Origin of the sequence: Leptospira venezuelensis, from assembly GCF_002150035.1 — a bacterium.
Lineage (GTDB): Bacteria > Spirochaetota > Leptospiria > Leptospirales > Leptospiraceae > Leptospira_B > Leptospira_B venezuelensis.
In genome coordinates this window covers 62,792-87,085 of record NZ_NETS01000010.1, presented here as the reverse complement: position 1 = coordinate 87,085, position 24,294 = coordinate 62,792, and the positions used below count along the sequence as shown (strand labels likewise).

The 24,294-nt window shown below is 38.1% G+C and carries 25 protein-coding genes; 20 read left to right on the top strand and 5 right to left on the bottom strand.

Translation table 11 applies throughout. The features are described 5' to 3' along the window. Positions 1 to 37 precede the first annotated feature (37 nt). Positions 38 to 967, top strand: a complete 930-nt coding sequence (locus B1C82_RS07530; protein ID WP_086447002.1) for an alpha/beta fold hydrolase — start codon at positions 38 to 40, stop codon at positions 965 to 967. A 22-nt stretch (positions 968 to 989) separates the two neighbouring features. Here B1C82_RS07530 and B1C82_RS07525 read toward each other — a convergent pair whose 3' ends face one another. Further along, positions 990 to 2,069 carry an MBL fold metallo-hydrolase gene (locus tag B1C82_RS07525; RefSeq protein ID WP_234008235.1) on the bottom strand — a complete coding sequence of 360 codons (1,080 nt, stop codon included), beginning with the start codon at positions 2,067 to 2,069 and terminating at the stop codon, positions 990 to 992. A gap of 540 nt (positions 2,070 to 2,609) precedes the next feature. Here B1C82_RS07525 and B1C82_RS20560 point away from each other — a divergent pair. The 8 genes from B1C82_RS20560 to B1C82_RS07485 all read left to right on the top strand — a co-directional run bounded on the left by B1C82_RS20560 (position 2,610) and on the right by B1C82_RS07485 (position 7,603). Next, positions 2,610 to 2,867: a hypothetical protein gene (locus B1C82_RS20560; RefSeq protein WP_157894110.1), complete on the top strand. Its 258-nt coding sequence runs from the start codon at positions 2,610 to 2,612 to the stop codon at positions 2,865 to 2,867. 74 nt (positions 2,868 to 2,941) lie between these two features. Beyond that, positions 2,942 to 3,517: a hypothetical protein gene (locus B1C82_RS07515; RefSeq protein WP_157894109.1), complete on the top strand. Its 576-nt coding sequence runs from the start codon at positions 2,942 to 2,944 to the stop codon at positions 3,515 to 3,517. Positions 3,518 to 3,697: 180 nt separating this feature from the next. Further along, a complete protein-coding gene (locus B1C82_RS07510; protein WP_086446999.1) occupies positions 3,698 to 4,321 on the top strand; it encodes a hypothetical protein in 624 nt (207 codons plus the stop codon). After that, the gene (locus tag B1C82_RS07505; protein WP_086446998.1) at positions 4,321 to 4,770 is read left to right on the top strand and encodes a hypothetical protein; all 450 of its coding nucleotides are present in this window, start codon (positions 4,321 to 4,323) and stop codon (positions 4,768 to 4,770) included. Before B1C82_RS07510 ends, B1C82_RS07505 begins: the two co-directional genes overlap by 1 nt. A 19-nt stretch (positions 4,771 to 4,789) precedes the next feature. Then, complete coding sequence (locus B1C82_RS07500; protein WP_157894108.1) at positions 4,790 to 5,569, top strand: hypothetical protein; 780 nt, start codon at positions 4,790 to 4,792, stop codon at positions 5,567 to 5,569. 36 nt (positions 5,570 to 5,605) lie between these two features. Next, positions 5,606 to 6,253, top strand: coding sequence for a hypothetical protein (locus tag B1C82_RS07495; protein WP_157894107.1), 648 nt, complete (start codon positions 5,606 to 5,608; stop codon positions 6,251 to 6,253). Positions 6,254 to 6,351: 98 nt separating this feature from the next. Then, positions 6,352 to 7,029 carry a hypothetical protein gene (locus B1C82_RS07490; protein WP_086446995.1) on the top strand — a complete coding sequence of 226 codons (678 nt, stop codon included), beginning with the start codon at positions 6,352 to 6,354 and terminating at the stop codon, positions 7,027 to 7,029. A 205-nt stretch (positions 7,030 to 7,234) separates the two neighbouring features. Then, positions 7,235 to 7,603 (top strand): eRF1 domain 2, encoded by a 369-nt coding sequence (locus B1C82_RS07485; protein ID WP_167373750.1) that lies wholly within the window; start codon positions 7,235 to 7,237, stop codon positions 7,601 to 7,603. 156 nt (positions 7,604 to 7,759) lie between these two features. Here the strand turns inward: B1C82_RS07485 and B1C82_RS07480 are convergent, their stop codons facing one another. Continuing rightward, complete coding sequence (locus B1C82_RS07480; protein WP_199775738.1) at positions 7,760 to 8,182, bottom strand: MamS/MamX family magnetosome protein; 423 nt, start codon at positions 8,180 to 8,182, stop codon at positions 7,760 to 7,762. A gap of 321 nt (positions 8,183 to 8,503) precedes the next feature. On the opposite strand from B1C82_RS07480, the gene B1C82_RS07475 reads away from it, so the two are divergent. From B1C82_RS07475 to B1C82_RS07460, 4 genes are all read left to right on the top strand, one after another. Then, positions 8,504 to 9,514: an SH3 domain-containing protein gene (locus B1C82_RS07475; protein WP_157894106.1), complete on the top strand. Its 1,011-nt coding sequence runs from the start codon at positions 8,504 to 8,506 to the stop codon at positions 9,512 to 9,514. A 120-nt stretch (positions 9,515 to 9,634) separates the two neighbouring features. Then, entirely contained in the window at positions 9,635 to 9,808 is a 174-nt protein-coding gene (locus B1C82_RS20940) for a MerR family DNA-binding transcriptional regulator (protein WP_086446993.1), read from the top strand. Continuing rightward, positions 9,778 to 10,710 (top strand): DMT family transporter, encoded by a 933-nt coding sequence (locus tag B1C82_RS07465; protein WP_086446992.1) that lies wholly within the window; start codon positions 9,778 to 9,780, stop codon positions 10,708 to 10,710. The genes B1C82_RS20940 and B1C82_RS07465 overlap by 31 nt, the downstream gene beginning before the upstream one ends. A 252-nt stretch (positions 10,711 to 10,962) precedes the next feature. Then, positions 10,963 to 11,784 carry a hypothetical protein gene (locus tag B1C82_RS07460; protein WP_086446991.1) on the top strand — a complete coding sequence of 274 codons (822 nt, stop codon included), beginning with the start codon at positions 10,963 to 10,965 and terminating at the stop codon, positions 11,782 to 11,784. Between the two features lie 145 nt (positions 11,785 to 11,929). On the opposite strand, the gene B1C82_RS07455 is transcribed toward B1C82_RS07460, so the two are convergent. After that, on the bottom strand, positions 11,930 to 13,156 hold the full coding sequence (locus B1C82_RS07455) for a DUF1577 domain-containing protein (RefSeq protein ID WP_234008234.1): 1,227 nt from the start codon (positions 13,154 to 13,156) through the stop codon (positions 11,930 to 11,932). A gap of 376 nt (positions 13,157 to 13,532) precedes the next feature. On the opposite strand from B1C82_RS07455, the gene B1C82_RS07450 reads away from it, so the two are divergent. From B1C82_RS07450 to B1C82_RS07420, 7 genes are read left to right on the top strand one after another with little or no spacing between them, the layout of a single operon-like run. Continuing rightward, complete coding sequence (locus B1C82_RS07450) at positions 13,533 to 14,816, top strand: response regulator (protein ID WP_086446989.1); 1,284 nt, start codon at positions 13,533 to 13,535, stop codon at positions 14,814 to 14,816. 12 nt (positions 14,817 to 14,828) lie between these two features. Next, the gene (locus tag B1C82_RS07445) at positions 14,829 to 17,366 is read left to right on the top strand and encodes a chemotaxis protein CheW (RefSeq protein ID WP_086446988.1); all 2,538 of its coding nucleotides are present in this window, start codon (positions 14,829 to 14,831) and stop codon (positions 17,364 to 17,366) included. Between the two features lie 3 nt (positions 17,367 to 17,369). After that, positions 17,370 to 17,813: a chemotaxis protein CheW gene (locus B1C82_RS07440; protein ID WP_086446987.1), complete on the top strand. Its 444-nt coding sequence runs from the start codon at positions 17,370 to 17,372 to the stop codon at positions 17,811 to 17,813. Positions 17,814 to 17,823: 10 nt separating this feature from the next. After that, positions 17,824 to 19,434, top strand: a complete 1,611-nt coding sequence (locus B1C82_RS07435; RefSeq protein WP_086446986.1) for a methyl-accepting chemotaxis protein — start codon at positions 17,824 to 17,826, stop codon at positions 19,432 to 19,434. 3 nt (positions 19,435 to 19,437) lie between these two features. Next, positions 19,438 to 20,532 carry a protein-glutamate methylesterase/protein-glutamine glutaminase gene (locus tag B1C82_RS07430; RefSeq protein WP_086446985.1) on the top strand — a complete coding sequence of 365 codons (1,095 nt, stop codon included), beginning with the start codon at positions 19,438 to 19,440 and terminating at the stop codon, positions 20,530 to 20,532. Continuing rightward, entirely contained in the window at positions 20,532 to 21,374 is an 843-nt protein-coding gene (locus B1C82_RS07425) for a CheR family methyltransferase (protein ID WP_086446984.1), read from the top strand. The genes B1C82_RS07430 and B1C82_RS07425 overlap by 1 nt, the downstream gene beginning before the upstream one ends. A gap of 3 nt (positions 21,375 to 21,377) precedes the next feature. Further along, positions 21,378 to 21,740 carry a response regulator gene (locus B1C82_RS07420; RefSeq protein ID WP_086446983.1) on the top strand — a complete coding sequence of 121 codons (363 nt, stop codon included), beginning with the start codon at positions 21,378 to 21,380 and terminating at the stop codon, positions 21,738 to 21,740. A 105-nt stretch (positions 21,741 to 21,845) separates the two neighbouring features. Here B1C82_RS07420 and B1C82_RS07415 read toward each other — a convergent pair whose 3' ends face one another. Continuing rightward, positions 21,846 to 22,685: an SDR family NAD(P)-dependent oxidoreductase gene (locus tag B1C82_RS07415; RefSeq protein ID WP_086446982.1), complete on the bottom strand. Its 840-nt coding sequence runs from the start codon at positions 22,683 to 22,685 to the stop codon at positions 21,846 to 21,848. Positions 22,686 to 22,709: 24 nt separating this feature from the next. Next, on the bottom strand, positions 22,710 to 24,161 hold the full coding sequence (locus tag B1C82_RS07410; RefSeq protein WP_086446981.1) for a flavin-containing monooxygenase: 1,452 nt from the start codon (positions 24,159 to 24,161) through the stop codon (positions 22,710 to 22,712). Positions 24,162 to 24,294 lie beyond the last annotated feature (133 nt).

The following is a 24,294-nucleotide window of genomic DNA, read 5'->3' as shown; positions in this document are numbered from 1 at the left end:
GCACTGACCCCAGATTTTTATAGTTAGGAGATACATAATGAAGAAAAAACTCATCGCACTGGCAGTATCAATTCTGCTTCTTTTGGTACTACTCTGGTATGCTACTCCCATGATCTTTCTTGGCGCGTTGCTCAAACTAAACCGTTCACTCTCAGGTCTCAAGGAAAAGCAAATCATTGCAGCAAATCATACGATTCATTTTCTCGAAGGCGGCGAGGGAGATACAATTGTTTTGTTGCATGGCATCTTTGCCGAAAAAGACCACTGGGTAGATTTTGCGCGTTCGCTGACTGGCAAATACCACGTTATAATTCCTGACCTGCCCGCATTTGGCGAAAGCGATCGCAAAGCCGACGAGGTTTACGACTATGCCCACCAGACTGAGCGTCTTAAGAAATTGCTCGATGCCCTGAGACTGGAGCGAGTACATTTGGCCGGAAGTTCGATGGGTGGTACGATCGCTGCATTATTTGCAATTGGTAACCCTGAACAAGTTTTGAGCGTAGCTTTTATCGGGGCTCCGCACGGCATTCAAACAACAAAGTTGAGTCAAATGGATAGCCTTATCGCAGAGGGTAAAGCTCTACTCGTCGTCTCAACCTCTTCTGAATTTGAGGCAATGATGAAATTGCTTTTTGCCCAAAAACCCTTCCTGCCTTACCCAGTAATTTATGCTGCCGAACAAGGCGCTTTACGCAATTCAGAATCAAACATGCGCATCTGGCAAGAACAGCTACGTGACCGCTTTCTACTAGATAAGAAAATCAGCATGTTACAGCAACCATCGCTGGTACTCTGGGGAGAAAAAGACAGCATCTTCGATGTTTCGGGTGTTGAAACGCTACGCCAGAAAATGCCGCATGCACAGCTTACGATATTGGATGACCTGGGCCATCTACCAATGATGGAATCACCAGGAAAGGTGAGCGAATTATACACCAGATTCCTTTCGTCAGTGCCACAATAACTTTTAAATTGATTTAGAAAATTTAATAAATCTGTCCTATCCCTTCTTTTTGAACTATGAAATTACTTAAATCCAATCCGGCTTTAAGTAATTCCTTTTTTAATTCTTCAACAGGTGAGTTTAATGCCTCTTCTGTTTGTTGAAATGTTCCAAAATGTATTCCAATTGAAAGTTTAGAGCCTAAATCTAGATGAGCTTGAATTGCGTCCAAAGGATTCATGTGAACTAACCTCATAAACCATCTAGGCTCATAAGCTCCGATCGGTAAAAGAGAAACATCAGGCTCTCCTAAGCGTCTTTTGATTTCTTTATAGTGCAAAGAATACGCAGCATCCCCGCCAAAATATACTCGTCTATTCCCTATTCTGATCATATAGCTACCCCATAAACTTCGATTCCAATCGAATATACCTCTTGCAGAAAGATGTTGTGTAGGAGCGAACGTTACTTCTGCTTTCTTTTCTATATTGATTGTTTGCCACCAGTCCATCTCATCTATATTAGAAATTCCTTTGGATTGTAGTAGTTCCTTGTCTCCCAACGGAACAAGAAACTTGGGAGAGAATTTTTCATTAAGTGTTTTTAAAGTTTCCAAGTCTAGATGATCATAATGGTTATGACTGATAACGACCAGATCTATCGGAGGGAGGTCCTCTATCTGAATGCCTGGTTCTCTCACTCTTTTTGTTCCTGCCCAACTCACCGGGCTGATCCTCTCGGACCAAACCGGATCGGTAAGGATGTTTATTTCACGCGATTGGATTAATACTGTCGCATGATTAATGAAAGTTATCCCGATCTGATTTTTATATAATGGATTTTTAATTAGATTTGTTTTTTCATTTTGAACCTTTTCCGGCCATTCTTCAAAATTAATCGTGGATAGAAGCTTTAAAGTTCTCCATATTCCGTTTTTTTCCACTTGGGTTGGATTATGAAAACGTTTCCCGTTGAAATGATCCGAGTTCGGGTATTTAGTAGACACGCAACATCCAAATAAGAGAGAGAAAAGAAAATATACATACGGAAGAATAATTATGTTTTTCGATTCTATTGTCGCGGTGCCGGTTCCATGATTATTCTTTTTAGAAAATCGATCCACTTCGATCCTCCTGCAATAGGCAATTTATATATTGGATTATAAAGGATTTAGAAGGCGAGGTAAAGATTCGATACTACCATATCATTGCCTAATCCTACCTTGGGGGATTTGAAAGCAAAACCTGGAATAAGGGGAGCGGTTGGTAATCGATAGGAGGGACGTCCTCGGTTTGGATTCAGTGCATTAAATGAGTCGGGGTATTCAAAATAACGAGGATATTAACAAATATTCACGCTAGTCATTGTCTTAGTCTGGCAAACTATTGATATATTCAATATTAGTGATCATCAATGGAGAGGATATGCTCACAGCGTGGATCATCAGTGGAGAAGCTATGCCCACAGTGCAGATCATGAATGGGAAAACATAGCTCGTGGTATTGATGGGGAAGTTAGAGAAATACTAAGCGGAGGAACGTATTCAAGAAATCATGGTACAAGGATGTGGGGTGGGACTCATAGCGATTTGGCGAAGATGTATAATAGGAATGCAGATTGGATTGATTCCGCATTTTCACTAGGGGGGTTAGTATTTTTTTTAATGGGCGTATATGTTCCTACATCCATTGCAGTATTAACGTCAATTGGGGCAACCCTCGATCTTGCCTTGGGACTCAATACATTTTTCTTGAGTGGGGTCGGAGTTTTAGAAGTGGCTTTGCCTGTAATCGGCGCAATAGGCATTGCATTACTCTCAGTGCTTGAAATTTGCAAGTCAACTGGTTGGGCAGGTTGGTCGTCTGGTGGTATGTTCGGGGGTACTACTGGCGGAGGAATGGGGCCGAGTAGTGGAGGTTAATAAGCTTGTCTATGCGTAAGAATAACTTCTATTTACTTATAATAGTGAACATTATATTTTCCACTCAGTGTTTAATGTTTATAAAAGAACCGAGATTAAGTAACATTGAGAAATCCAAAGATGGTAAAGGAGATTTGTTCGCCATCGAATGCTATTTTGTTGAATCGTTCTATAATGATTCGTATATGCTTGACTTAAAACAGATGGAAGCCTACAGACCTGTTTTAGAAAAAGTCGATGAAGAGTTTAAAAATCAAATGGGGATTAGACAATGCCCTTCTAAAAATAAGATTTCGCAGAATAGAGTTGAACTTTCGATAAATGCGTATTACGATCGGCGCACAATTTGCCAAGGTAGGATTTCTCTCGGGCACACCTTTTGGTGTGAGGCTTCTTTTTGGACAGCTGGTATAGTGCCTTATTGGGCCGAGAATCCTGGGAAGGTTAATTATAAGGTTATAATAAAAGACAAAGTAATTTTTAAGTCAGAATATAAATCAAATTTAATAATAATAATTTCTTTCTTTACTTTACCATTCGGTCTCTTTGATGTAATTAGCGGATCGTATGAAGAATATTTTGCGTTGGCTATTTCAAGAACAGTAAATAGGCTGAAACAAGATTTGGGGAGAGATAAAAATAATATTTGATTTTCTTAATGTCATTATCTACTCCTTGTCGAAAATGCTTCGAGAACCAATTTGGCATAGTCACTATTTTTGAGTTTGAATTAATTAGAATTCAGAAGTAATTTACTTTAAGTAAAATAGTTTAAAAAGATCGCTCCAAGTTCGCAGCAATTAAGAGTAAAAAAATAATATGAGAATAAAATGAAGAGTTTTAAGAAATTCTGGATCATACCATTTTTTACTTTCTGGTTTTGTAATAGAGATCCTTATATAAAACAAATCCCCGTGATAATTCCTGGCAAGGAAGTCGTTTTAGAAATAGCTTTAGATAATTCTTTGATGCCAAAATACGAAGAAATGATACTTACGAAATTCTGTTTAGGTAGGAGTGAGCAGAATTTGGAAGAAAATTGTGAAGTTGATCCGGTGGTTCGTTATTATACGATTAAGCCTAATGAGCCGATGCGTTTGATTCTTCCAGAAGGAAGCTATCCCTATGGCAAAATGATTTTCTGGGCAAAAGGACCTTCTCACGATCGAAGTTCTATGGCAGTTGCTTATTTTTCCAATGAATATAATAAAACATTAGGTAAAGAAAATTGTAAGCTAAAGGGCGTTTCATTGGAAGGGAGTATTACACCAATTCGCTATAACTGTAAGGGATTCGTTTTTCGTAGCAGAGAAGTTCATCGGATAGTATTTCGAGTTTTAGATGATTCCTATATTGATGGGTTAGCTGTAATAACAGCCTTAACTCCATTTCCGGTAGGAGGAGATTATCAAGCAGCAGAGGTTAAATACAGTGTATCTCCTTCAAAGAATTAATGAAGCATATTTTCATTTCTATTTCATTCTTATTTTCCTTAAATTGTCTCCTTGATCCACTTTGGGAAGTCAGAGACGAACTAAGCGCTCATAAAGTTCCAAGAAGCCAAGCCCTTTCGGAATATAACAATGCGGTTTTAGTAAAAGCTGTATCCTGTGGTCCGAAATTCAGTAATGATATTCTAATGAAAGGGCTAACAACACTTATGCGAGATGAGTGCGAATCTGATGATCTCTATTCCAGTAATTATGATGAGTTCAGAGAGCTTCGGAGTTGTAAAAATAAATACGCTTATGTTGACTCAGATTCTTTAGGGACTTGCCTACTTGAAGTCTATTTATCTCCTTGCGGGGATGCTCAAATAACGAATGTGTTTTTCTTCCCGAGTTTTCCTTCCTGCGGCTCCCTGTTTAATATGACCTCAGACGTTAGTAAAAATGTGATTTAAGGAAAAATGAATATTCTAGATGATTATTAACCCGATGAAAAAGATAAAAGAGTATTTTTCTTTAATCTGCCTCCTTCTTGTCTTATCAAATTGTAATTTCATTTCTATTACGGAAAAGCCAGTGGCTCTTCGAAATGAAGAGAATAAATATAAATCTATTAATCTTCAAAATATAAACATAACTGTATCTTACCCGCAGATAGAAAAGATTATTACAGAGGCCCAAAAAGAGATACTTAAGAAGAAATACACATCAATTGGAAATGAAATAAAAAGCAATTTGCAATGGGAGTTTCTGGAAAGTAAAAACAGTTCTATGAAAGTTCAGATAGATCTTTCCTATGAAAGTCACGGGAAATTCTTATTGGGAATGAAAGACATAGAGCTATATGAACTAAATGGCTCGAAAATAGAAATACTAAATACTCTGACTCTCGGTGTATTGCCTTCTTGGACCACTTTAAATCTATGTGCAACTGTAACCATTGAAAAGAGTTCAGAGAAAATTTGTGGAAGAAAATTGCAAGTGTTCCATACTCCTCGGGCAATCTACATGCTATCCTTCTTTATTTTAGTACCTTTGGATATGCTTTTTGCTGTTACCGTTATTCCATATGAAAAAGAGAAACCGTTATCGATGAGATTATTGTATTACGATTCTGATTTTCCAGGATGGATAGGTCCAGACTCAAATCCACAAAATGATCTATCAATCCCACATGAAAATCTTTTGAATGAAATTTCTTTAGAAATTGCCAAATCAATTAAAAGACTTCAAGTTGAGAGTCGGTTGAATTGATCTTAAACATTTTTTAGTAGGAGAAAATTAAGAAAAATGCTCAGATTTATTTCATTTGTTTTCATAATATTACTTCTACAATGCTCATCCGCTACCGGAGGCTATGATTTAATATCTTACGGAGTAAATACTCAATACCAATTGCGATATGCTTCGGAAACTAATTATTTTGAATCTTTGCGTGACATGGGATTGGATTACCAATCTAGAGCTTTCTTTGTTGAATTCGAAAACCTTAAAACGATACTTTCCGATCCGAATAATAAGAATTTGAATTTCTATCAGGACCCTTTTGCTCTGACGGAGAAAGAAAACTATTTGTTATGGGAATTTTGCGGATCTTCTAAAGAATTCGCTGATCATGATTTTGCTTTTTTCCTGAACGATACTCAAATTGAATTATTGGCTTCGGTCGATTTCGATTTTCCATTTTTTAAACTTGGGCTAGGTAAAAGAACCTTCTTCCCGCGCAAGCCTGCTGAAGAATACGTTAAGTCTGGTTCAGCGAATGGGGTTCTGAAGTGTCGTAGATATCTTTTAATTTCGGGAAAAGATATCTTTAGGACCGGTAAGAACATTTTCACGATCAAGTTTCAGCCGGATAGAATGGTTAATTTTAAGTTTTTCTATAATAAGGATTTTGTAAAACGCTACAAACCTTTTTTTATTGATCTTGGAGAGTAGGGTTTAGATATTTCTCATATGCTTTTATAAAGACTCGGTTTTTTAAAAAAAGTAGTTAAACTGAAACTTTAATTCCGATTAGAAATATCTAACGAAGTGTGTCCAAGTTATTAACTGCAAATACCGATCATTTATGCAGAAAAAATACATTCTTGAAATATTTGATTATTTTCCTAACTTCGTTTGCACATTTCTCATGTATTACAATATACAAGTCTGGTGAGCCAACTTCGAAAGAGCTGAAATCCATAAAGGCGACTTCATTAAATTGCAGTTATCTTATCTCTGCAAAAGTAGAATACTATTACCGAAATAAGGGTATTGATTTTAGGAATGAAGATAAGCCAAAAGAATATGAACAGAAGTTAGAGTTAATAGAAGATTTTAAAGCGGATCTCATTTCTATCCACAAGATTTCGGAAAATCGTATTTTCATTACATACGAAGACTTTGAAAAAGTCAAAGGCTGTAAAATCGATGTATTCATTCAGAAGCGGATTGTAGACTCTTATTTAGAACGTGGAGTCAGGAGTCCATTACCGGAAGGATATACAATCGAATTTAATACGAATGCTATGCTTGAAAGTTCAATTCCAAAGTGCTCAATAGAGTTTTCGAGTGAAACTAAGTTTTTGAATTTGTATCACCTTTTAACATTGTTTACTTTCTTTTTATTCCAGGATCTTAACTATCAAGAGAAGATTATCTCCTATCATGATAAATTAATGCACAGAGATTTGGAAAACAGGATGAAGAAAGCTTGTAATTCCGATTAAATTTTGTTTCTGGCTATTGAAAAGTAGAAAGGTCAAACTGCACTTTTGTGAAATGAGTGCATATTTGATAATTATCATATGCTTCTTAGAATAAGTCACAACCAAGGACTTGACCGCAATCAAAATTGATGACAAAATACGAGGACGCTGAAGCCGAACTCAATTAGAGAGTAGATGAGTTTTTAGACTTCGAAGTGAGGGAAGAATGTCTTACAGTATTTTATCAATCGATAAGTCGATGGCAAAGGAATTTGTTTTTGCAGAAGATCACTCTAATAGCTCGGTCATTTTACATCACGCAAAACCGGAGAAACATGACACACATTTAGATCGGATCGATGGTATTAAATCGGAGGATTTAAAACATTTTTTTGAAGAGGTAGCTTCCAAGTTAACCAAAGTCGATAATATACTATTAACCGGGCCAGGTATGGCGAAAACACAATTTAAAAATCATTTGGAAGTTCACCATTCTGATTTAGCCAAAAAAATAATAGGCGAAATCGCTACAGATCATCCAACCGATGCGGAACTTATCGCCCTAGGAAAAAATATTTTCAAACTCACAAAGTAAAACATTAAGAGTGCGGTTCCATTGGAATTGGAAGCCACACTTTTCGTTAAGAAGTGGTTATATCCATCTCAAGACGAACGGAGGTCTTTATCGAGTTTGAAATTAAACATGCCTTCTCCGATTTTACATCTACTTGATAGAAGTGAACTTCTTCCATTAACGTTTCCCTCTTCCTCCGCGTCCGCCTCCTCGACTCCATAGAGGCGCTCCAGTCTCGCTTCGAAGTAAGAGCTTTTGCCCGTCTTTTGTAACTTCTCGTGCGAGTAGCATATTCCCCATCTTGGAACCGATGATTGTGATTGTATCATCCTTTCCAATCTTTACTGCTTGTGTGTCTAGATAGAAAGAAGGTCCAAGCATTACTGTTAGCGTTTCATTCGCGGATTGAAAAGTAAGATGGATTCCTTCTCTATTATTGTCGTGAGGTATCCTAGTAACTTCCGTGACTTTACCGTTCAGGGTTACTTCTTTGGATAGGTCATATTTCATTCCCATCCCTTGACCCATTCCTCCGCCTCCTTGGGCTTGGATCACAGAAGCGACTAGCAAACTGCAAATTATCATTAATATTCTATTCATATTCATCTCCCTATTTTCATACGAAGAATACCTAACGCAAAGGACCGTTTCAAGCAAGATAAAGGAGAATTAATATGATTTTAATCACGGTACTTCTTAAGGCAGACGCTTTAGAGTTGACCTATAGTTGGTTTCCAGTTTGGATCTGTATATTAAATGAGTAGAGTTACCCAAATAGTATTCTGCTAAAACAAGCGAGATATGAAAATATTTTTTACAGCAACTTGCATTATAGTATCACTCTTCTCTTGCGAATTTATTCAGCAGAACCCAAAGACTGAAATAGAAAAGCCGAGTCTTTTTGCTATATCTGGAGATCAGGTGAGACTTCGGGTCGGTCCATCCTTAAAAAGTGAAGTTATTGAAAATTTATCCAAAGGAGATGAATTTGATATTCTTTCATTCGATAAACATAATACACTTACGATTAAGCAAGACCAAGAAGTCGAGTTGAAAGGTATTTGGGTAAAAATCAAAAAGAGAAAGGATGGTAAAGAAGGGTATATCTTCAGCTCATATATAGGTTTTAGACTAAGCTCTGTTGGTTATCTAGTTTATCCCAGAAAAGGAGATGTATATGAGATAATCGGAGTTTCTACTGCTGGAGTTTTAGAAAACCATACCGAATATTCTTCGAGAAGCGTGGTAAAATTAAAACAGATTCCTAAAAAGGTGATCATTCTACTCAATCCGGACGGAACTAAATTCGGAAGTGTAGGAGATGTAGTCTCCTCTTCAACGAAATTGCCTGACTGTGAGTATATAATAAAATGTGTAACGGGCAAACTATATAAGTCTTTGCCCGAAAGTAAAAAATATCGAGCATCGATTGGAGGAACCTTTTCGAGTAATTTGGCCTTGGGCAAAATGAATATTTCTGAATCAATAGATAAGAAATTTCAGGAAATTATTCTTAAAGATAGTTTGATTCGATTGAAATCGACTCCAGATTTGCCCGCTAAATTTCTCGCCCCAAATTGTCAGAGGCATTGCAAATTTTTTCAATTCAAAGCGCAAAATGGAAACGTAAGTTATATCATTAGTGAACATTCACGCTTCGTCGGTGCTGGGGTTAAAGAAGAGAAGATCGCTCCATACTTCTATCGGATAGATAAAGTGAATGGTAATGAGATAGAAAATTTGGAATTTTATTCAACCTTTAGTGATCAGAATGATATAGCCTCTACTATTGGAATCACTGACATAAATGATGATGGTTTACCGGAAATTTGGAGATTGTGGCATGGGTACGAATGGTGGTCTTTCAGTATCACCATCTTGAAAGATGATTGGGCTATACCTGTATATGCGGGTGGCGGTGGCGGAGTGTAGAAGTTTCAATTGCCCGGAAATCAATTTAGATCCTAAACTAGTATTCTCACAAAACTAAAATTTTCTATAATTACCAAATAAATTTACACTTAGAGCTAACTCTAAGTGAGTCCGATCTATATGAGTAAATTTCTTAGCATTTCAGAAATTTCAGAGATCACAGATTTTAGCCCTTATACTCTTCGCTACTATGAAAAAATAGGGATCCTTCGCAAACCAGAAAGAATACGATACTCTTTTAAAAACAAATTAGGAAATCCAGAATGTCATCTATCAAACCTTACCTTTCTCTAATATTCTTTTGCCTCGTAACCGGAACAACATTCCATGTAGCGAAGGAAGCTCTTTCTCATTTCTCCCCTAGTTTGGCAGGAGCACTTCGTTTTTTATTGGCAACCTTCTTCTTATTTTTGTTTGTCTTTGTTTCCAATAGAAAATTGTTAAAGGTGGATAGAAGGACTTTGACTGTGTTTATTTCGCTTGGTATTATTGGAGTATTTGGATTTAATTTTTTCTTTTTTATTGGAATGAAAAAAGCTTCTCCAATGAATGCAGCAATCGTGATTGCTGCAAGCCCTGCAATTGCTATTTTTCTCTCTTACTTTATGTTAAACTCAAAGATCAAGCTTCAACATTATCTAGGGACTTTGATCTCTTTCCTGGGTGTTGTACTTGTTATTTCTGATGGAAGTATTACTGCTCTTTTGAATGCATTTCATGGGGAGGGCATACTGTTTATTCTCATTGCAGCTACTTGCTGGAGTTTTTACTCCGTAGGAATGAAAAAATACATTCCTGGTGTTTCTACGATCCAAACAACCGCATTTACGGCTTTATTCGGAACAGTTGCTTTAATAATTTTAACTTTTATTAATGGAGATTGGAATACCGAATTTAAGGAGATTCCTAACTCGGCTTGGCTGGCAATCCTCTATATGGCCGGATTAAGTACCTTCTTGGGATATCTATGTTGGAATTACGGAATCCAGGCTGTAGGTCCAGATAAAGCGGTTATTTTCGGAAACCTGATACCTGTAGTCGCAATGTTGACTTCTTGGGTGTTAGGGGAAGCACCTAATGCATATGATCTTGGTGGGGCATTTCTTGTTATCTTCGGTATATTCGTAGTAAATGCAAAGTTGAAACGGATAAGGAAAGAAAAGGCTATAGGATCAGAGATTCAGTTACAAGAATAAGATATTGCCGATAAACGATTATCATTCGAAGAGTTAAAAATCGAAATATTGTCCACATGGAATTATTGAAAACAGATCTTCTGCCATTACTATTTGCAGTAATGTTTAAAAGTAATGAAAATCATTTACCGATTGGATTTCTTCGTTCGTTTAATTGATTTTTTACGGGACTTAATCTATCCGGGAACCAATTCATTTTCAAAGAAGGTCGTATAATTCTAATACGTTAGCGACTTTTGGAGGAGCAAAAAGATGAAAAGGTCTATTCTGCTAATTCCGTTCATTCTTGTGTTTCCTAAATTATTAATGGGTGAAATGGCTCCTCGAAAAGATTTTTCGATGTATGGGGAAGAAACAAATTCTAAAATAGGATTCTCTAAAGATTATTTTTCGTTTTTATTCTTTGGTGGCGGATCGCTCGGGCCACCTAATGGTTCATTCATAGACGCAGAAAAAGATTATGATAAAAATCTTTTGAATCGAATTCAAATTGGTGAGGTGAAAAGAAACATAGTAGGATTGCCTGCTGTTTCTACTTACGATCGTCCGGTTTATCAAAGCACTGGTCTGTATGGAATTGAGTTAGAATCCGGATGGACAGATTATATAGGTTACGGATTTACTTTTCAGGGTCAAGCTGTTCATGCCGTTAGACAAAAAGTTCAGAAACAGATTCATTTTGCGTTGAATGAGGACGTAACAACTTTGCCTAGGGAAGTTCAGGTATATTCTGATATATCGGCGTTAACATTTCTTTCCGCTCACTTTTTACCTAAAGAAAAGTTCGATCCCTATATCAAGGTTAAAGCAGGGGTAAGTTTTCCAGTAAGTGACAGCGTGCATGCAAGTTCTCGCGACGACTATTATGCTCGTAGCTCAGCAATGACGAATGGGCGAGGATATTCATGGGGAGTAGGGATTGGCGCAAATTATCATCCAAGTCCTAAGTATTTCTATACGGCAGAATTTTATAGGCAAAGTACCCGAATTTACTCAGATCAATTTACTGGAAGAATATTAAATACTTTTTATCTACAGCTTGGAGTGGGAATTAGGTTGGGACTGAATAATTGATTTTAAATCGACTTACAAAGCAGTTAACTTTGTGTTCAGGATTATCACTCAATTTACATATTCGATTTTTTGGTTACAGATTTTAAAACGGAAAAGAAGAAAAATCGTAAATGCGATTTCCATAGAAATCTTTGCTAAGTTTAGGTTAAAATTTCCTTTTTTTAGGTCGCAGGCTTCGGTAAATTTTAAAAACCGAAACATCTCCTCTGCCGGAGTTCATACGATTACGTAAGGATTGGAGATTATATTCTAATTTTCTTAAACTTGCGAGCTGCTCTTGGTTATAAATGAATTGTAGTCCTAAGAAAAGTTTCCCACTTCTGTCCACCGAACGCCAGCAGATCTTTGCATTCATATGAATGGGAGGTCTGCCCTTGAAGACTAGGTCAAACTTAAGACTTTCTTTTCCGTAAAGATTGTATAATAACTCCTTTTGGTGTATCCTTATCTTTGCGCCGGACTCGGAAATATTCAATACATCAAACCGGTCCGTTGCTTTGATCGAATCTGAATTCTGGATCGAGTTAATAATCCTTTCTGATAAGGTATAGAGTTCGGAAAGATCTTCTGCTAGGATAGGCTCTTGAGCGCTCCTCACCCAAAGATAAGCTTTAGGATACGAGTCTTTATCATTTTTATCATATAAAATCGGAAGTATAAGTTCGGATATAATCGATTCATTTTTATAACTTCTAATCGCAGAAAGAATATTTTTACCGAAGTAAGTGCTGTATTGCACAAATTGAGGCAGGACTTCAGTGTAAGAGCTAGGTTTGCTCGTATTTTGAATGTAGAAGATCTTCTTCGTTTTTCTAACAATTTCAAATTTAGATTCCTGGCCGGATTGAAAGAGTCCTATCTTGATCTCTCCGAACTTAGGATGTTTTAATTCCTCTTTAAAGATTTCTAAAGCTTCGCGAATGACGTTTAAAGAAATATGGCGGTTTAATTCGAATCGTTCAGGATGATAAACTATGTTCGTTGCAAATACGGAATCATTCTTAACTCGAAGTCTTTCTTCCTTTCGATTTGTTTTAGCGATAGAAATCGATTCGGCTTGCATTAAAAATTCGAAGTCGTTAAGGCGTCTGACTGTTCTACAGTTTAGTTCTATATGATGTTTCAGGGTCCTTTGTAGGACAATCTTTTCGCCCAAAGAGATAGGAGATCCCTTCTGAAAGCGCACAGAAATCTGTCCGGAATCTCCGAAAGTTTTTGTGATCATTACTTTAGTATCTGAAGACCATCCTTTCACCGTAAGCTCTTCCATATACAGGAAAGAATCCGCAATTCGTGCAATTGTGGAAGGATCAGAGAGGATATCGCAAAATCTTTGATCAGTTTCCTGACTGCCTATTGTCTTTTCCAACATTTGACCCTCTTTCTTCTCTATCATTTTTTGACGAAAAAAGCCAAACGTCTCCACTGTGCTCTTGGGATTGCGGAAATGTATTTTAAATGATCTGAAAAAAACTTTTAGCTGCTCTTATATTTTTTACACGTTGAAAAAATTGACATTTGTCAATTATTTACCGTTTCTTTGGTGTCAGAGTGCATAACGTTTGTGCTTGGGGTGATATTCTGACATAGTTAATCCCGGTGAAGCAGCGTTAATTATCTTTCTCATATTCAAAAGTAATAGTTCCGCGTAATAATTTCGATCTATCTCAAGTCTCAAAAAATTGTTCGATGGTGATCCTTGATCTTCATTCAAGTGAGCACGACGGAGAACAGGGGAAGAGAAATATATGGGTCAGGAGTTAGATCAAGTCGTAGATATGCAGGTTCTTTCCGGAGAATCCGGAATGGGAAAAATTCTGATATTAGAGGATTCACCGGAGATCGCATTAGTCTACGATCATTTTTGCAGAAAGATGAATTGGGATTTCGATATTGCTTCCAATGGTAAGGAGGGAATGAAGAAGATCCTTTCTGCTTCAAAACCTTATGCGTTGTACATTGTAGATTTGGTAATGCCTGAACTGGATGGGCCATCCTTTATATGTGAGCTAAAGAAGAAGGATCCAAATGCAATTATAGTAGTACAATCTTCTCTAGATGAGCCGGACAAGATAATCGAAGTGATGAAGCTAGGTGTTTTTGATTATCTTGTTAAACCTGTTACGAAGGAATCCTTTGATAGAACCATCACCTTGGCTTTTCAATATAGCAACTTGCGAGAATTTCAAGCGGGTGTAGAAAGATCGAATCGTGACGTGTTGAAAGAGCAACTTGATTGGTTAACTTATAAAGAATCCATTCGAAAGTCCGATGAAAATTCATTATCTCTTTCTACTATAAAATCTTTGAATACTTCTTTTTCTCAGGGATCCGGGATTGGAGCTATCCTATCTCTTCTGGATCTACTTAAAATGGGTCACCAGACTACTGAGAATGGCGCATTGGTAAGTAACGAAATATTAAATCTTCTTTATGCAAGCCAAGACGTTTTGAGAAAACAATTGGGAAGTTTATCCACTATACTTGCTTTGGCTGGAGAACAAGGAAAGATGGAAACAATTTCCGTCGACGATTTGGTGAATACTTTAACTAACAAAACTGCGACATTCGTTCCTTTTTTGGATAAGAAGGATTTAAAGATACGATTTTCGTCCAGCAAATTGAAAGGATCACTTAAGGCGCAATTGGATTGGATAGGTATCGTATTTGATGAGCTCATCTTGAACGCGATGAAATACTCTAAGAAATCTACTTTCATCGATGTTTATTTCGGTAAGATAGATGGATATTTCTGCATAGCTATAAAGAACGTAGTTACTTCCCCTCAAGATCTGGTGGATGCGGAAAATAAAGAAGTTTTAGTAACTCGTCCTTTCTTTCGTTTGCTTCCCCCTGTTGAGGAATTTTCCGAGTTGGAAAGGTTCGGAATGGGACTCGGTTTGACTGCCGTCGATATGATAGTGAACAAACATCGTGGAATATTTAATATTCATAATGTTTCCGATCATACTTCTACTGTGGTTGAACCTTGTGTAATGTCAGAAGTTTTCTTTCCTGTGGTATCTGCTTAAGGCGCTGAATATATGGAAGTCGATTACGAAAACCTATTAAAAGATTATCTGGTAGAGGCTAGAGAACTGCTGGATATGGCTGAAGAGTCTATTCTCGAATTGGAGAAGGATTACCAACCTGAGCAAATCAATACTCTTTTTAGAGTGATCCATACTATAAAGGGTAACTCAGCCATTTTTGATTTTCCATTGATCACTGGATTAGCTCATTCATTTGAAAGTCTACTGAATCAATTCCGCAAAAAGGAATCCAAACCTGCAGATAAGGAAATCGGTCTTTTTTTGGATTGTATCGACGCTCTTAAAGAGATGAACGAGCGAAGAGATAGTGTCCCTGAATCGAAAGTTTCAGAATTGGTGTCAAGGATCAATGAAAGTCTGAAGTCGGAAGACCAAGGATCTGGAGAGGACGAAAAACCTAGATTTGGATTATTTACTCCTCCTAAAAAGGATAAACCAATCATACCTGCTCCGAGTAAGGAAGTGGATGGGATTTTGTTCAAAGATGGGAAAGTGTTAATTCCTAAAAGTTATATCGCAAAGGCGGAGCAGGAAGGTTCTTCTCTTTTTCTTATCAAGTTTCAGCAGAAGGATCCGCAAGATAAAAATTGTTCGGATGCAATAGAGAAGTTCTCCGGTATCGGCATGGTTTTGGGCCACGGGGATTTTAACGGAAAGAGTGGATCTTATTCGAACGGTTCCCAGACTAAAATACATTATGCTGTAGTAATGTATTCTGCGGATAAGGAAAGTTTTTTGAAACTTTCTCCTGTTTCTTTACTTTCGGCTTCCACAATTTTTAAGCCGGACTTAAAAGAAAGCTCGCAAGTATCTCAGCCAATTGAGAACAAATCTACTAAGTCGGCAGCCGATTCAGAGAGTCAGGTAAAATCAAAAGAGGTCTCTGCGGAGCATTATCTTAAGATTCCTCTTCAGTTATTGGATCATATGATCAATCTTGCAGGTGAGACGATCATCGTAAGAAACCAGCTACTGCAAAAGATCGAGAATTATGACGATCCTTCTTTACTATCTATAGTCCGTAATCTAAGCCAGTTGATCACATCCTCGCAAGAAAGCGTTATGCGAACTAGGCTTCAAAAGTTGGAATCATTATATAAAAGGATTCCAAGATTGATCCATGATCTAGAAAAAACCACCGGAAAGCAGGTGGAGTTGGTTTTAGAAGGAGGAGAAGTCGAACTTGATAAAAATATAATCGATTCGATCTCGGATCCGATTACGCATATGATCAGGAACTCCGTCGATCATGGAATCGAATCTCCTGAAGAACGTGTTTTGGCAGGGAAACCTAAAAAAGGGAAAATCCATTTATCCGCCTCTCTTAGAGGAGGGAACGTTATCCTTAAGGTCGAAGATGACGGTAGAGGATTGAATATCGATCGTATCAAGAGTAAGGCTATCGAAAGAGGACTTATAACAGAAGAAGAAGCAAATCGAAAATCTCCGGAAGAATTATCCGAATTTATTTTTTCTCCAGGTTTCAGCACTGCTCATTCGGTTTCCTCCACCTCTGGTCGTGGCGTAGGCATGGATGTGGTAAAGATGAATTTTCAGAAAGCAGGTGGTACGGTTTCTGTTTTGTCTAAACAAGATGCAGGGACTTCGATTATCGCTTCTCTACCTCAGACTCTTTCTATCATAAATTGCCAAATGGTTCAGACATCGGGAATGCTCTTCGCAATACCTCAACAAAATATTTCGGAGCTTATTTTACTAGATCGAAAATCCGTATCGTACTTGGAGAAAAAGATGGTGTATCAACTAAGAGGTCACCTTCTTCCTTTAATTGATAGTGGGGAAATACTCGGATTATCTTCTGATCGTTCGGGGAACGAAAGCAACAAATACATTGTGGTCGTTCATACTGAAAAACATAAATTCGGAATGTTGATAGAAGAGATCGAAAATCCGGAAGAGATCGTTGTTAAACCTCTTTCGAAGGATCTTGCTAAGATCAATCTTTACACAGGTGCAGCGATCTTAGGAGACGGAAATGTCGCGTTGATCTTAGACATTTCAGGAATCAGCAAATTCTTAAAGTTACATACGAACGTAAAAGAGGAGCTTCGCTCTAAAACTGTTCGCGAGATCGGGGAAAAGGAGCATTATCTACTGTTCTCCGTATATAAGCAAATGTTTGGATTGGATTCGAGATCCGTAATTCGGATCGAACAAGTTGATCCGAAATGTTTTGAAAGGATCATGGATAGAGAGGTTATCCAATACCGTGGAGAAGTCGTAGAACTCTGTAGACTAGATCGTTATTTCAATCTGAAAGACGAAGGAAAGGATACTGAGAAAACTATGATACTCATTCAGACTTCTTTAGGGAAGAAAGGAATTCTTGTACAAGAAATTCATAATGTTGTGGGAGAAATAGGTTCTTTCTCTAAGAACGAGGATCAATCTTCCGGCGTAATAGGTAACGGGATTGTATTTGGACAGACGGTCATCGTCATCGATCCTATCGTTGTTCTGAAAAAGATCGGAAAAGATATGATTCGTCAGGAAATTATTTCGGAGTGATGTATGGCGGATCAAGAAGATAAGAAACAATATTTGTCGTTCTTCCTTGGAACAGAGATCTACGGACTTCCTTTAGAAGGATGTAAAGAAGTGGATCACAACAAAAGAATATTAAAAGTTCCTCATTCTCCTGATTACATAGAAGGGATCGTGAACTTACGAGGGGACCTTGTTACTATACTTAACTTAAGATCTCTCTTCGGAAAAGATGATATAAGCCGAGAAGGAAAACATTCCCTCATTCGGTTAAAAGGAAAGAAAGAAACTTTCGCCATTCTTTCAGATTCGGTTTCGGATATCGTAGAGGTGCCGAATAAGGATTTGGAGAGTTGTCCTTCTCATTTAAACGAGAGAGAAGCGAGATTCATACGAAACGTAACGATTTTAAAAGATAAAACAATGATAATATTAAATAGGGAAGAGCTACTACGTCTCGAAGACGAGTGAGGAGTATTATATGCTAGGTTTTGTATCTCAAGGTAAAGAAAAGGAAACAGAGAGAAAACAAATGTCCGTAACGTTGACGGACAATGAACGTTTTGTTAAAGAAGGGAGCACTCTTGTTTCGATGACCGATCTGAAAGGTCGGGTTATCTATGCAAACAAAGAGTTTTTGGAGATAGCGGGTCTAACAGATGATGAGTTAGTTGGTAAACCTCATAATGTAGTTCGACACCCAGATATTCCTAGGAGTGTATTCAAGGATTTTTGGGATACAATCCAAAGTGGTAAACCTTGGAGAGGGATCGTCAAAAATAGATCCAAAAACGGGGACTTTTACTGGGTGGATGCGAATGTAGCACCTAGAGTTGAGGGCGGGAATATTGTGGGCTTTATGTCGGTCAGAAGAACTCCGGCAAGGCAACAAGTCGAAGCCGCTTCCAAATTGTATGATGATATACTTTCGGGAAAACGGAAATTAGAACCTACTCAGAAAAGAAAGATTTCCATTAGAACAAAGTTATTCTCGTTTATCTTTTTAAGCGTATTAGGTCTCGGGAGTTTAGCAGTTTCGGAATATATCGGTTTAGCTTCACAAGTGACTATGGGGATTGCTGGATTTTTTGCGGCTGTCCAAATCTTATTAGGTGGTTATCTAACTTCTTATATTCTGAAACCTCTAAAAGAAGCCACTGATATTGCAAACAAAATAGCAACAGGTGACCTTTCCGCAGATATCGCTCACAATCGTAACGACGAATTGGGTGAATTAGGAAAAGCGATCTTGAACATGCTGATCAATACTGCGGCATTGATCTCTCGATTGAAAGAGAACGGAGATATACTCTTTTCTTCTGCTCAAGACTTATCAGGAGCAAGTTTGAACTTGTCCTCAGGCATCGAGGAGATGTCACAACAATCCCAAACAATTGCGGCTGCTGCAACTCAGATGAATCAGAATTTGAATGTGGTATCGAGTTCAATCGAAGAGATGTCCGTTTCTGTTGGAGAAGTAGCTAAAAAGGCTGCTGACTCTGCTAAGATAGCGAGAGAAGCAAATTCTACTGCGATCGAAACAAGCAGAGTTGTAAAAGAACTCGGAGAGAATGCGAATGAAATTGGTAACGTAATCGAAAGTATATCCAATATTGCCGCTCAAACCAAACTTCTTGCATTAAATGCAGCTATTGAAGCCGCAGGAGCAGGAGACGCTGGGAAAGGGTTTGCTGTAGTCGCATCTGAAGTTAAAGAACTCGCTCGTCAATCCGCGGAATCTTCCGAAGAAATCAAAAATAAGATCTCTGCCATTCAGAAAAGTACAGAGAAGGTAATCGAATCCATCGGTAAAATTACGAGTGTAATAGCCGAAGTGAATGAGATCAGTGGAAGTATCGCTTCTGCAGTCGAGGAACAGTCTATCACGACCAAGGAGATCGCAGCTAACGTTAGTCAAACCTCTCTTACTTCGAACGATGTTACCAAAAATATCAATGGGATATCTACTGCTTCTCTAGATGGAGCTAAAGATTCGAGTAGCGTTTCTAAACTTTCCCAATCTCTTCAAGATCTTGCCGCAGGTATGACGATGTTGGTGAATCAATTCAAAATTTCGAATTCGGCTAAGTAAAAGGTGAGCGCCTTGGAATTACCTGTAGAAAAAAATAAGGCGTCGCGGAAGACCTCCGTCTTCGTCGTGGACGATTCTTTGGTCTATCGGAACCTTCTTCGGAATACTTTTTCTCAAGATGGTGAGATCGAATTTTTAGGAGCGGCGATAGATGGTAAGTTCGCCCTTCCTAAGATCGCTCAACTGAAACCTGACTTCGTGATCTTGGATGTAGAAATGCCCCAGATGAACGGGATCCAAACATTGGAGGAAATTAAATCTAAATTTTCGGACACAAAAGTGATTATGCTGAGTTCACTCACTCAAGAAGGAGCTAAGATCACATTAAAAGCGTTGGACATGGGGGCGATCGATTTCGTACCGAAACCAAATGGGGGTCAAGAAGGAGCGTTAAGCGAAACCTTGGAGTTATTGACTTCTAAGATCAAAGCCCTTAGTCCGATTAAGCCGATCATACAGAGTCCGGTAGAAAAGAAGAATATTCCTGTTAATGTGATCCAAACCAAAAGGGAGAAGGACTGTGCAATATGTGCGATAGGTATATCTACCGGAGGACCAATTGTTTTGCGCCAATTATTCCAAAAATTGCCGCCAAATCTTAATGGAAGTATTGTAATAGCGCAACATATGCCGCCTTTGTTCACCAACTATCTAGCAGAAAGTCTTTCGCAAGCTGCGAATATGCTGATCAAAGAAGCGGAGGACGGCGAAGTATTACAGAAAGGAGTAGCTTATATAGCTCCCGGAGGAAAACAACTCGAAATAGTTAACGGTCCTTCCGGTCCTTCTACAAGAGTGTTTAATGGTCCCGAAGAGGAATTATGTAAACCTTCAGTAAATATTCTATTTAAATCTTTGGCTGAAAATTTCCCGAAAGAAACAACAGCGATCATTATGACTGGAATGGGAGAAGACGGTTATCTTGGAATGAAAGAACTAAAGAACAAGGGAGCATACTTACTCGCTCAAAATCGAGAATCGTGTACCGTTTTCGGAATGCCTAATCGACCGGTACAAGAAGGACTCGTCGATGAAGTGTTGGATGTTGACCATATTGCCGAGAGGATCTCTAACCTATTACAAAGGAACTCAATATAATGTTAGATGCCACTTTCGAATTAATGGAAGCGATAAAACAGGCGACGGGAGTATCTCTAACCGAAGAGAAGATCTACCTTTTGGAAAGCCGTCTCTCAGATATATTATCAGATTATAATTTATCTGATTTCGGGCAATTGTCGAAAAAATTCAAAGAAAGTTCTGATCTTGAATTTAGGGAAAAAGTAATAGAAAGGGTAACAACCCACGAAACTAGATTTTTTAGGGATGAAAGTATTTTTGGAGCGATTTTAGAAAGGATCATCCCCGAAATATTGGAAAGAAAACAACAAAAGGATGCTAAGATTAAAATATGGTCAGCTGCATGTTCCACCGGACAAGAGCCTTACTCCGTTGCTATTTCCATTCACGAAAAATATCCTCAATTATTTAAGAATATCAGCATAACCGCAACGGATATAGCAAAGGATACGATAGAAAAAGCGAAGGGCGGAATTTTTTCGGCTTTCGAGATAGGAAGAGGGTTGTCGGATGCTCATCTCGCAAAGTATTTCGATCCCGTCTCCAAAGGTTTGTACCAGGTAAATGATGAGATAAGATCTATTATAGAATTTAAACAGCATAATCTGATCTATGATCCTTATCCATCCAACTGCGATTTAATACTTTGTAGGAATGTGTCTTATTATTTCGATCAGCAGGAAAGAAAAAGTTTGTTTAACAAAATAGAGAAGGCTTTGAATCAAGACAGCTTTCTTATTCTAGGTTCTGCGGAATCGATATCGGAATATTCCAAAAATTTCATCATTCGTGAGTTTGGTACATGCCGATTTTACGAATTGAATCCTTCCAACTTTACGTTATTTATTAAAGGAGCTTAATATATGGGAAACTTAAGAATACTAGCAGTAGATGATTCGGCTACTATGAGGAGTTTGGTCCAACAGACATTAGGGATAGGTGGCTATGACGTCACTCTTGCATCTGATGGAAAAGAGGGCATAGATAAATTCACCGATGCTGAATATGATCTGGTTATAACGGATATAAATATGCCTGTGATGGACGGACTTGCTTTTATACGAGAAGTAAGAAAAAGGAATACGGATGTCCCTATTCTAACCTTAACTACTGAGTCAGAAGAAAATATAAAGCAGAAGGGTGCAGAAGCAGGAGCAAACGGATGGGTGATTAAGCCGTTTCGCCCAGCACAATTCCTAGATATAATAAAACAAGTAATGCAGTGAGATCACTACTTTCCTAAAACAATTTTTTAGATTTGTTGGATAGGGCTTATTACAAACAGATTTTGTTTACGGAAAGCCAATCGATTGGCTCTCCGTAAATTGAATCTATCTCATTTGTTTGAGTAGGAGTTTCCCGATTATTACTTGGTAAGAAGTAGGGAGTAATCTCTGCATCAGATCCACAAATACCGCATCCGGCCCGATAAGAACTCTTCGGGAATTCTTTTTTACTCCTTTGAGGATCACTTTTGCAGCACGTTCTGCCGTTGTGATAAATTGAGCCGACATTTTTTCTCCTGCAGTATTTGGATCCAAGCCAAGTGCTCTCACGCTATCATTGGTCTTAGAACTTTTTGCAATTGCAGTTTTGATACCGCCTGGATGGACGCTGGTTGCTGAGACTTTGGCTTTTGTAAGATCTAATTCTTGTCTTAAGGTCTCTGTGAATCCTCTGACCGCAAATTTGGAAGCATTGTATGCGGAGGTTCCAGGAACGGCGATGATCCCGAATACACTCGAGGTATTGATGATATGACCTTCTCCACTTTCTTTTAAGTAAGGTAGGAAAGCTTGGGTTCCGTGAACAACTCCACCGAAGTTGATATCCATTACTCTTTGAAAATCTTTTGATTCGAATCCTTCTATAGTAGAGCCGAAAGCGATCCCTGCATTATTGAATATTAAATTTACCTTATTGTGATCTTTAGCAACTTTTGAAGCCCAATCAAAAACTGCAGATCGGTCTGATACATCTAATTTTTGGCTTGTGACCGAAACATTCGGATTCTTCTTCTTTACTAATTGGACTGTTTCCGCAAGACCTGCTTCGTTTATATCAGATAGTGCAAGATTACAATGTTGTTCTGCGAGTTGAATGGCAAGCTCCCTTCCCATTCCTGATCCGGCCCCAGTAATAGCGGCGACTTTATTTTTGAAACTTTTCATTTGGTTCTTCTTCCTATTTTGTGTTTATCCGAACGATAAATTTGAATCGTTTACGTTCGCGAAATTTATATCGAACAAATCCATTAGATAATTCTGATGGAACCTCCAAGGTCGATTTGCGCCCCTTTGAGGAAATTGGTCTATTGCTCTTTTGATGTATCCTGAGTTTAGATCGAGGATTGGTTCCTTTTCCATTTTTGCAGGATCACAAATGGGCACGCATTGTTTGTAACCTTTTGCTTCCATATGGTTCAGAAGTCTTGCAACATAGGTAGAAGTTAGATCGGCTCTCAATGTCCAAGAAGCATTTGTATAACCCACGCAGAATGCAAAATTAGGAACTCCGCTTAGCATTAATCCTTTAAAAGTAAAATGTTTAGAAATATCTATTTCTTCGCCATCTACTTTCAATTGGATCCCACCGATCGCGAGTAATTCCAACCCTGTTGCAGTTACTATGATATCTGCCTCCAATTCTTTTCCGGATTTTAATTTAATTCCATTGGATGTGAAAGTCTCGATATGATCTGTGACTATAGATGCTTTACCTTTAGAGATTGATTTGAAAAGATCTGAGTCAGGAACCAAACATACTCTTTGGTCCCAAGGTTGGTAATTCGGTTTGAAATGTGTATCTATATCATAACCTTTAGGGAGGGAAACTTTTAATCTTAATCTGATCAACCATTTTGCAAAGTTAGGAAATCTTTTGCAGACTTGGTAAAACCAAATTTGAATTAAAATGTTTTTGATCCGAGTGATATGATGAGCAAGTTTTGCAGGCAGAATGAATCTTAAAAAATCTGCAACGATGTCCTTGGATGGAAGACTTGTGATATAGGTCGGTGATCTTTGTAGCATAGTAACGTGAGAAGCATCGTCTGCCATGGATGGAACTAGAGTAACTGCGGTTGCACCACTTCCGATAACTACGACCTTTTTGCCCTTATAATCTAAATTCTCCGGCCAATGTTGAGGATGGATGATCTGGCCCTTAAAGTTTTTTACTCCAGGAAAATTCGGAGTGAATCCTTTATCATAATTATAATAACCACTGCAGATATACAGAAAATCAGCGGTGTAAGTCCGCTTCTCTTTTTTAGGACCCACTTCTACATTCAAAGTCCAAAAATTTTCTTTACTGGACCAAAAGGTTGATGTTACTCGATGTTCGAATCTGATATTACGATCAATTCCAAATTCAGATGCCGTGTCTCTCACATAGTTTAGGATAGAAGGTCCGTCTGCGATTGCCTTCGCTTCTTTCCAAGGCCGGAATGAATAACCCAAGGTGAACATATCTGAATCTGAACGAATTCCCGGATAACGAAATAAACTCCATGTTCCGCCGATATCCGCTCTACTTTCCAAGATTGTGTATTTTTTTCCCGGGCAAAGTTTTTGCAGATGATAACCAGCACTTATTCCTGATAAACCAGCTCCTACGGTGATCACATCAAAATGTTCTTTTTGCATTATTTCCTCAGTGGATTTATTCTATCGACCCTGCTGAGAGAATCGATTATATCCCGCTTGTCTTGAGTTGGATTTTGCACCAAAACCGAGTAAGATTCGACTGATCTTATAATATCACCCTCAAAAATTCGTT

What these genes read in the sequence shown, in the direction of transcription:
- B1C82_RS07530 (WP_086447002.1), top strand. Translation starts at nt 38, where the DNA reads ATGAAGAAAAAACTCATCGCACTGGCAGTATCAATTCTGCTTCTTTTG.
- B1C82_RS20560 (WP_157894110.1), top strand. Translation starts at nt 2,610, where the DNA reads ATGGGCGTATATGTTCCTACATCCATTGCAGTATTAACGTCAATTGGG.
- B1C82_RS07515 (WP_157894109.1), top strand. Translation starts at nt 2,942, where the DNA reads ATGTTTATAAAAGAACCGAGATTAAGTAACATTGAGAAATCCAAAGAT.
- B1C82_RS07510 (WP_086446999.1), top strand. Translation starts at nt 3,698, where the DNA reads ATGAAGAGTTTTAAGAAATTCTGGATCATACCATTTTTTACTTTCTGG.
- B1C82_RS07505 (WP_086446998.1), top strand. Translation starts at nt 4,321, where the DNA reads ATGAAGCATATTTTCATTTCTATTTCATTCTTATTTTCCTTAAATTGT.
- B1C82_RS07500 (WP_157894108.1), top strand. Translation starts at nt 4,790, where the DNA reads ATGATTATTAACCCGATGAAAAAGATAAAAGAGTATTTTTCTTTAATC.
- B1C82_RS07495 (WP_157894107.1), top strand. Translation starts at nt 5,606, where the DNA reads ATGCTCAGATTTATTTCATTTGTTTTCATAATATTACTTCTACAATGC.
- B1C82_RS07485 (WP_167373750.1), top strand. Translation starts at nt 7,235, where the DNA reads ATGTCTTACAGTATTTTATCAATCGATAAGTCGATGGCAAAGGAATTT.
- B1C82_RS07480 (WP_199775738.1), bottom strand. Translation starts at nt 8,182, where the DNA reads ATGAATAGAATATTAATGATAATTTGCAGTTTGCTAGTCGCTTCTGTG.
- B1C82_RS20940 (WP_086446993.1), top strand. Translation starts at nt 9,635, where the DNA reads ATGAGTAAATTTCTTAGCATTTCAGAAATTTCAGAGATCACAGATTTT.
- B1C82_RS07465 (WP_086446992.1), top strand. Translation starts at nt 9,778, where the DNA reads ATGTCATCTATCAAACCTTACCTTTCTCTAATATTCTTTTGCCTCGTA.
- B1C82_RS07460 (WP_086446991.1), top strand. Translation starts at nt 10,963, where the DNA reads ATGAAAAGGTCTATTCTGCTAATTCCGTTCATTCTTGTGTTTCCTAAA.
- B1C82_RS07455 (WP_234008234.1), bottom strand. Translation starts at nt 13,156, where the DNA reads ATGTTGGAAAAGACAATAGGCAGTCAGGAAACTGATCAAAGATTTTGC.
- B1C82_RS07450 (WP_086446989.1), top strand. Translation starts at nt 13,533, where the DNA reads ATGGGTCAGGAGTTAGATCAAGTCGTAGATATGCAGGTTCTTTCCGGA.
- B1C82_RS07445 (WP_086446988.1), top strand. Translation starts at nt 14,829, where the DNA reads ATGGAAGTCGATTACGAAAACCTATTAAAAGATTATCTGGTAGAGGCT.
- B1C82_RS07440 (WP_086446987.1), top strand. Translation starts at nt 17,370, where the DNA reads ATGGCGGATCAAGAAGATAAGAAACAATATTTGTCGTTCTTCCTTGGA.
- B1C82_RS07435 (WP_086446986.1), top strand. Translation starts at nt 17,824, where the DNA reads ATGCTAGGTTTTGTATCTCAAGGTAAAGAAAAGGAAACAGAGAGAAAA.
- B1C82_RS07425 (WP_086446984.1), top strand. Translation starts at nt 20,532, where the DNA reads ATGTTAGATGCCACTTTCGAATTAATGGAAGCGATAAAACAGGCGACG.
- B1C82_RS07420 (WP_086446983.1), top strand. Translation starts at nt 21,378, where the DNA reads ATGGGAAACTTAAGAATACTAGCAGTAGATGATTCGGCTACTATGAGG.
- B1C82_RS07415 (WP_086446982.1), bottom strand. Translation starts at nt 22,685, where the DNA reads ATGAAAAGTTTCAAAAATAAAGTCGCCGCTATTACTGGGGCCGGATCA.
- B1C82_RS07410 (WP_086446981.1), bottom strand. Translation starts at nt 24,161, where the DNA reads ATGCAAAAAGAACATTTTGATGTGATCACCGTAGGAGCTGGTTTATCA.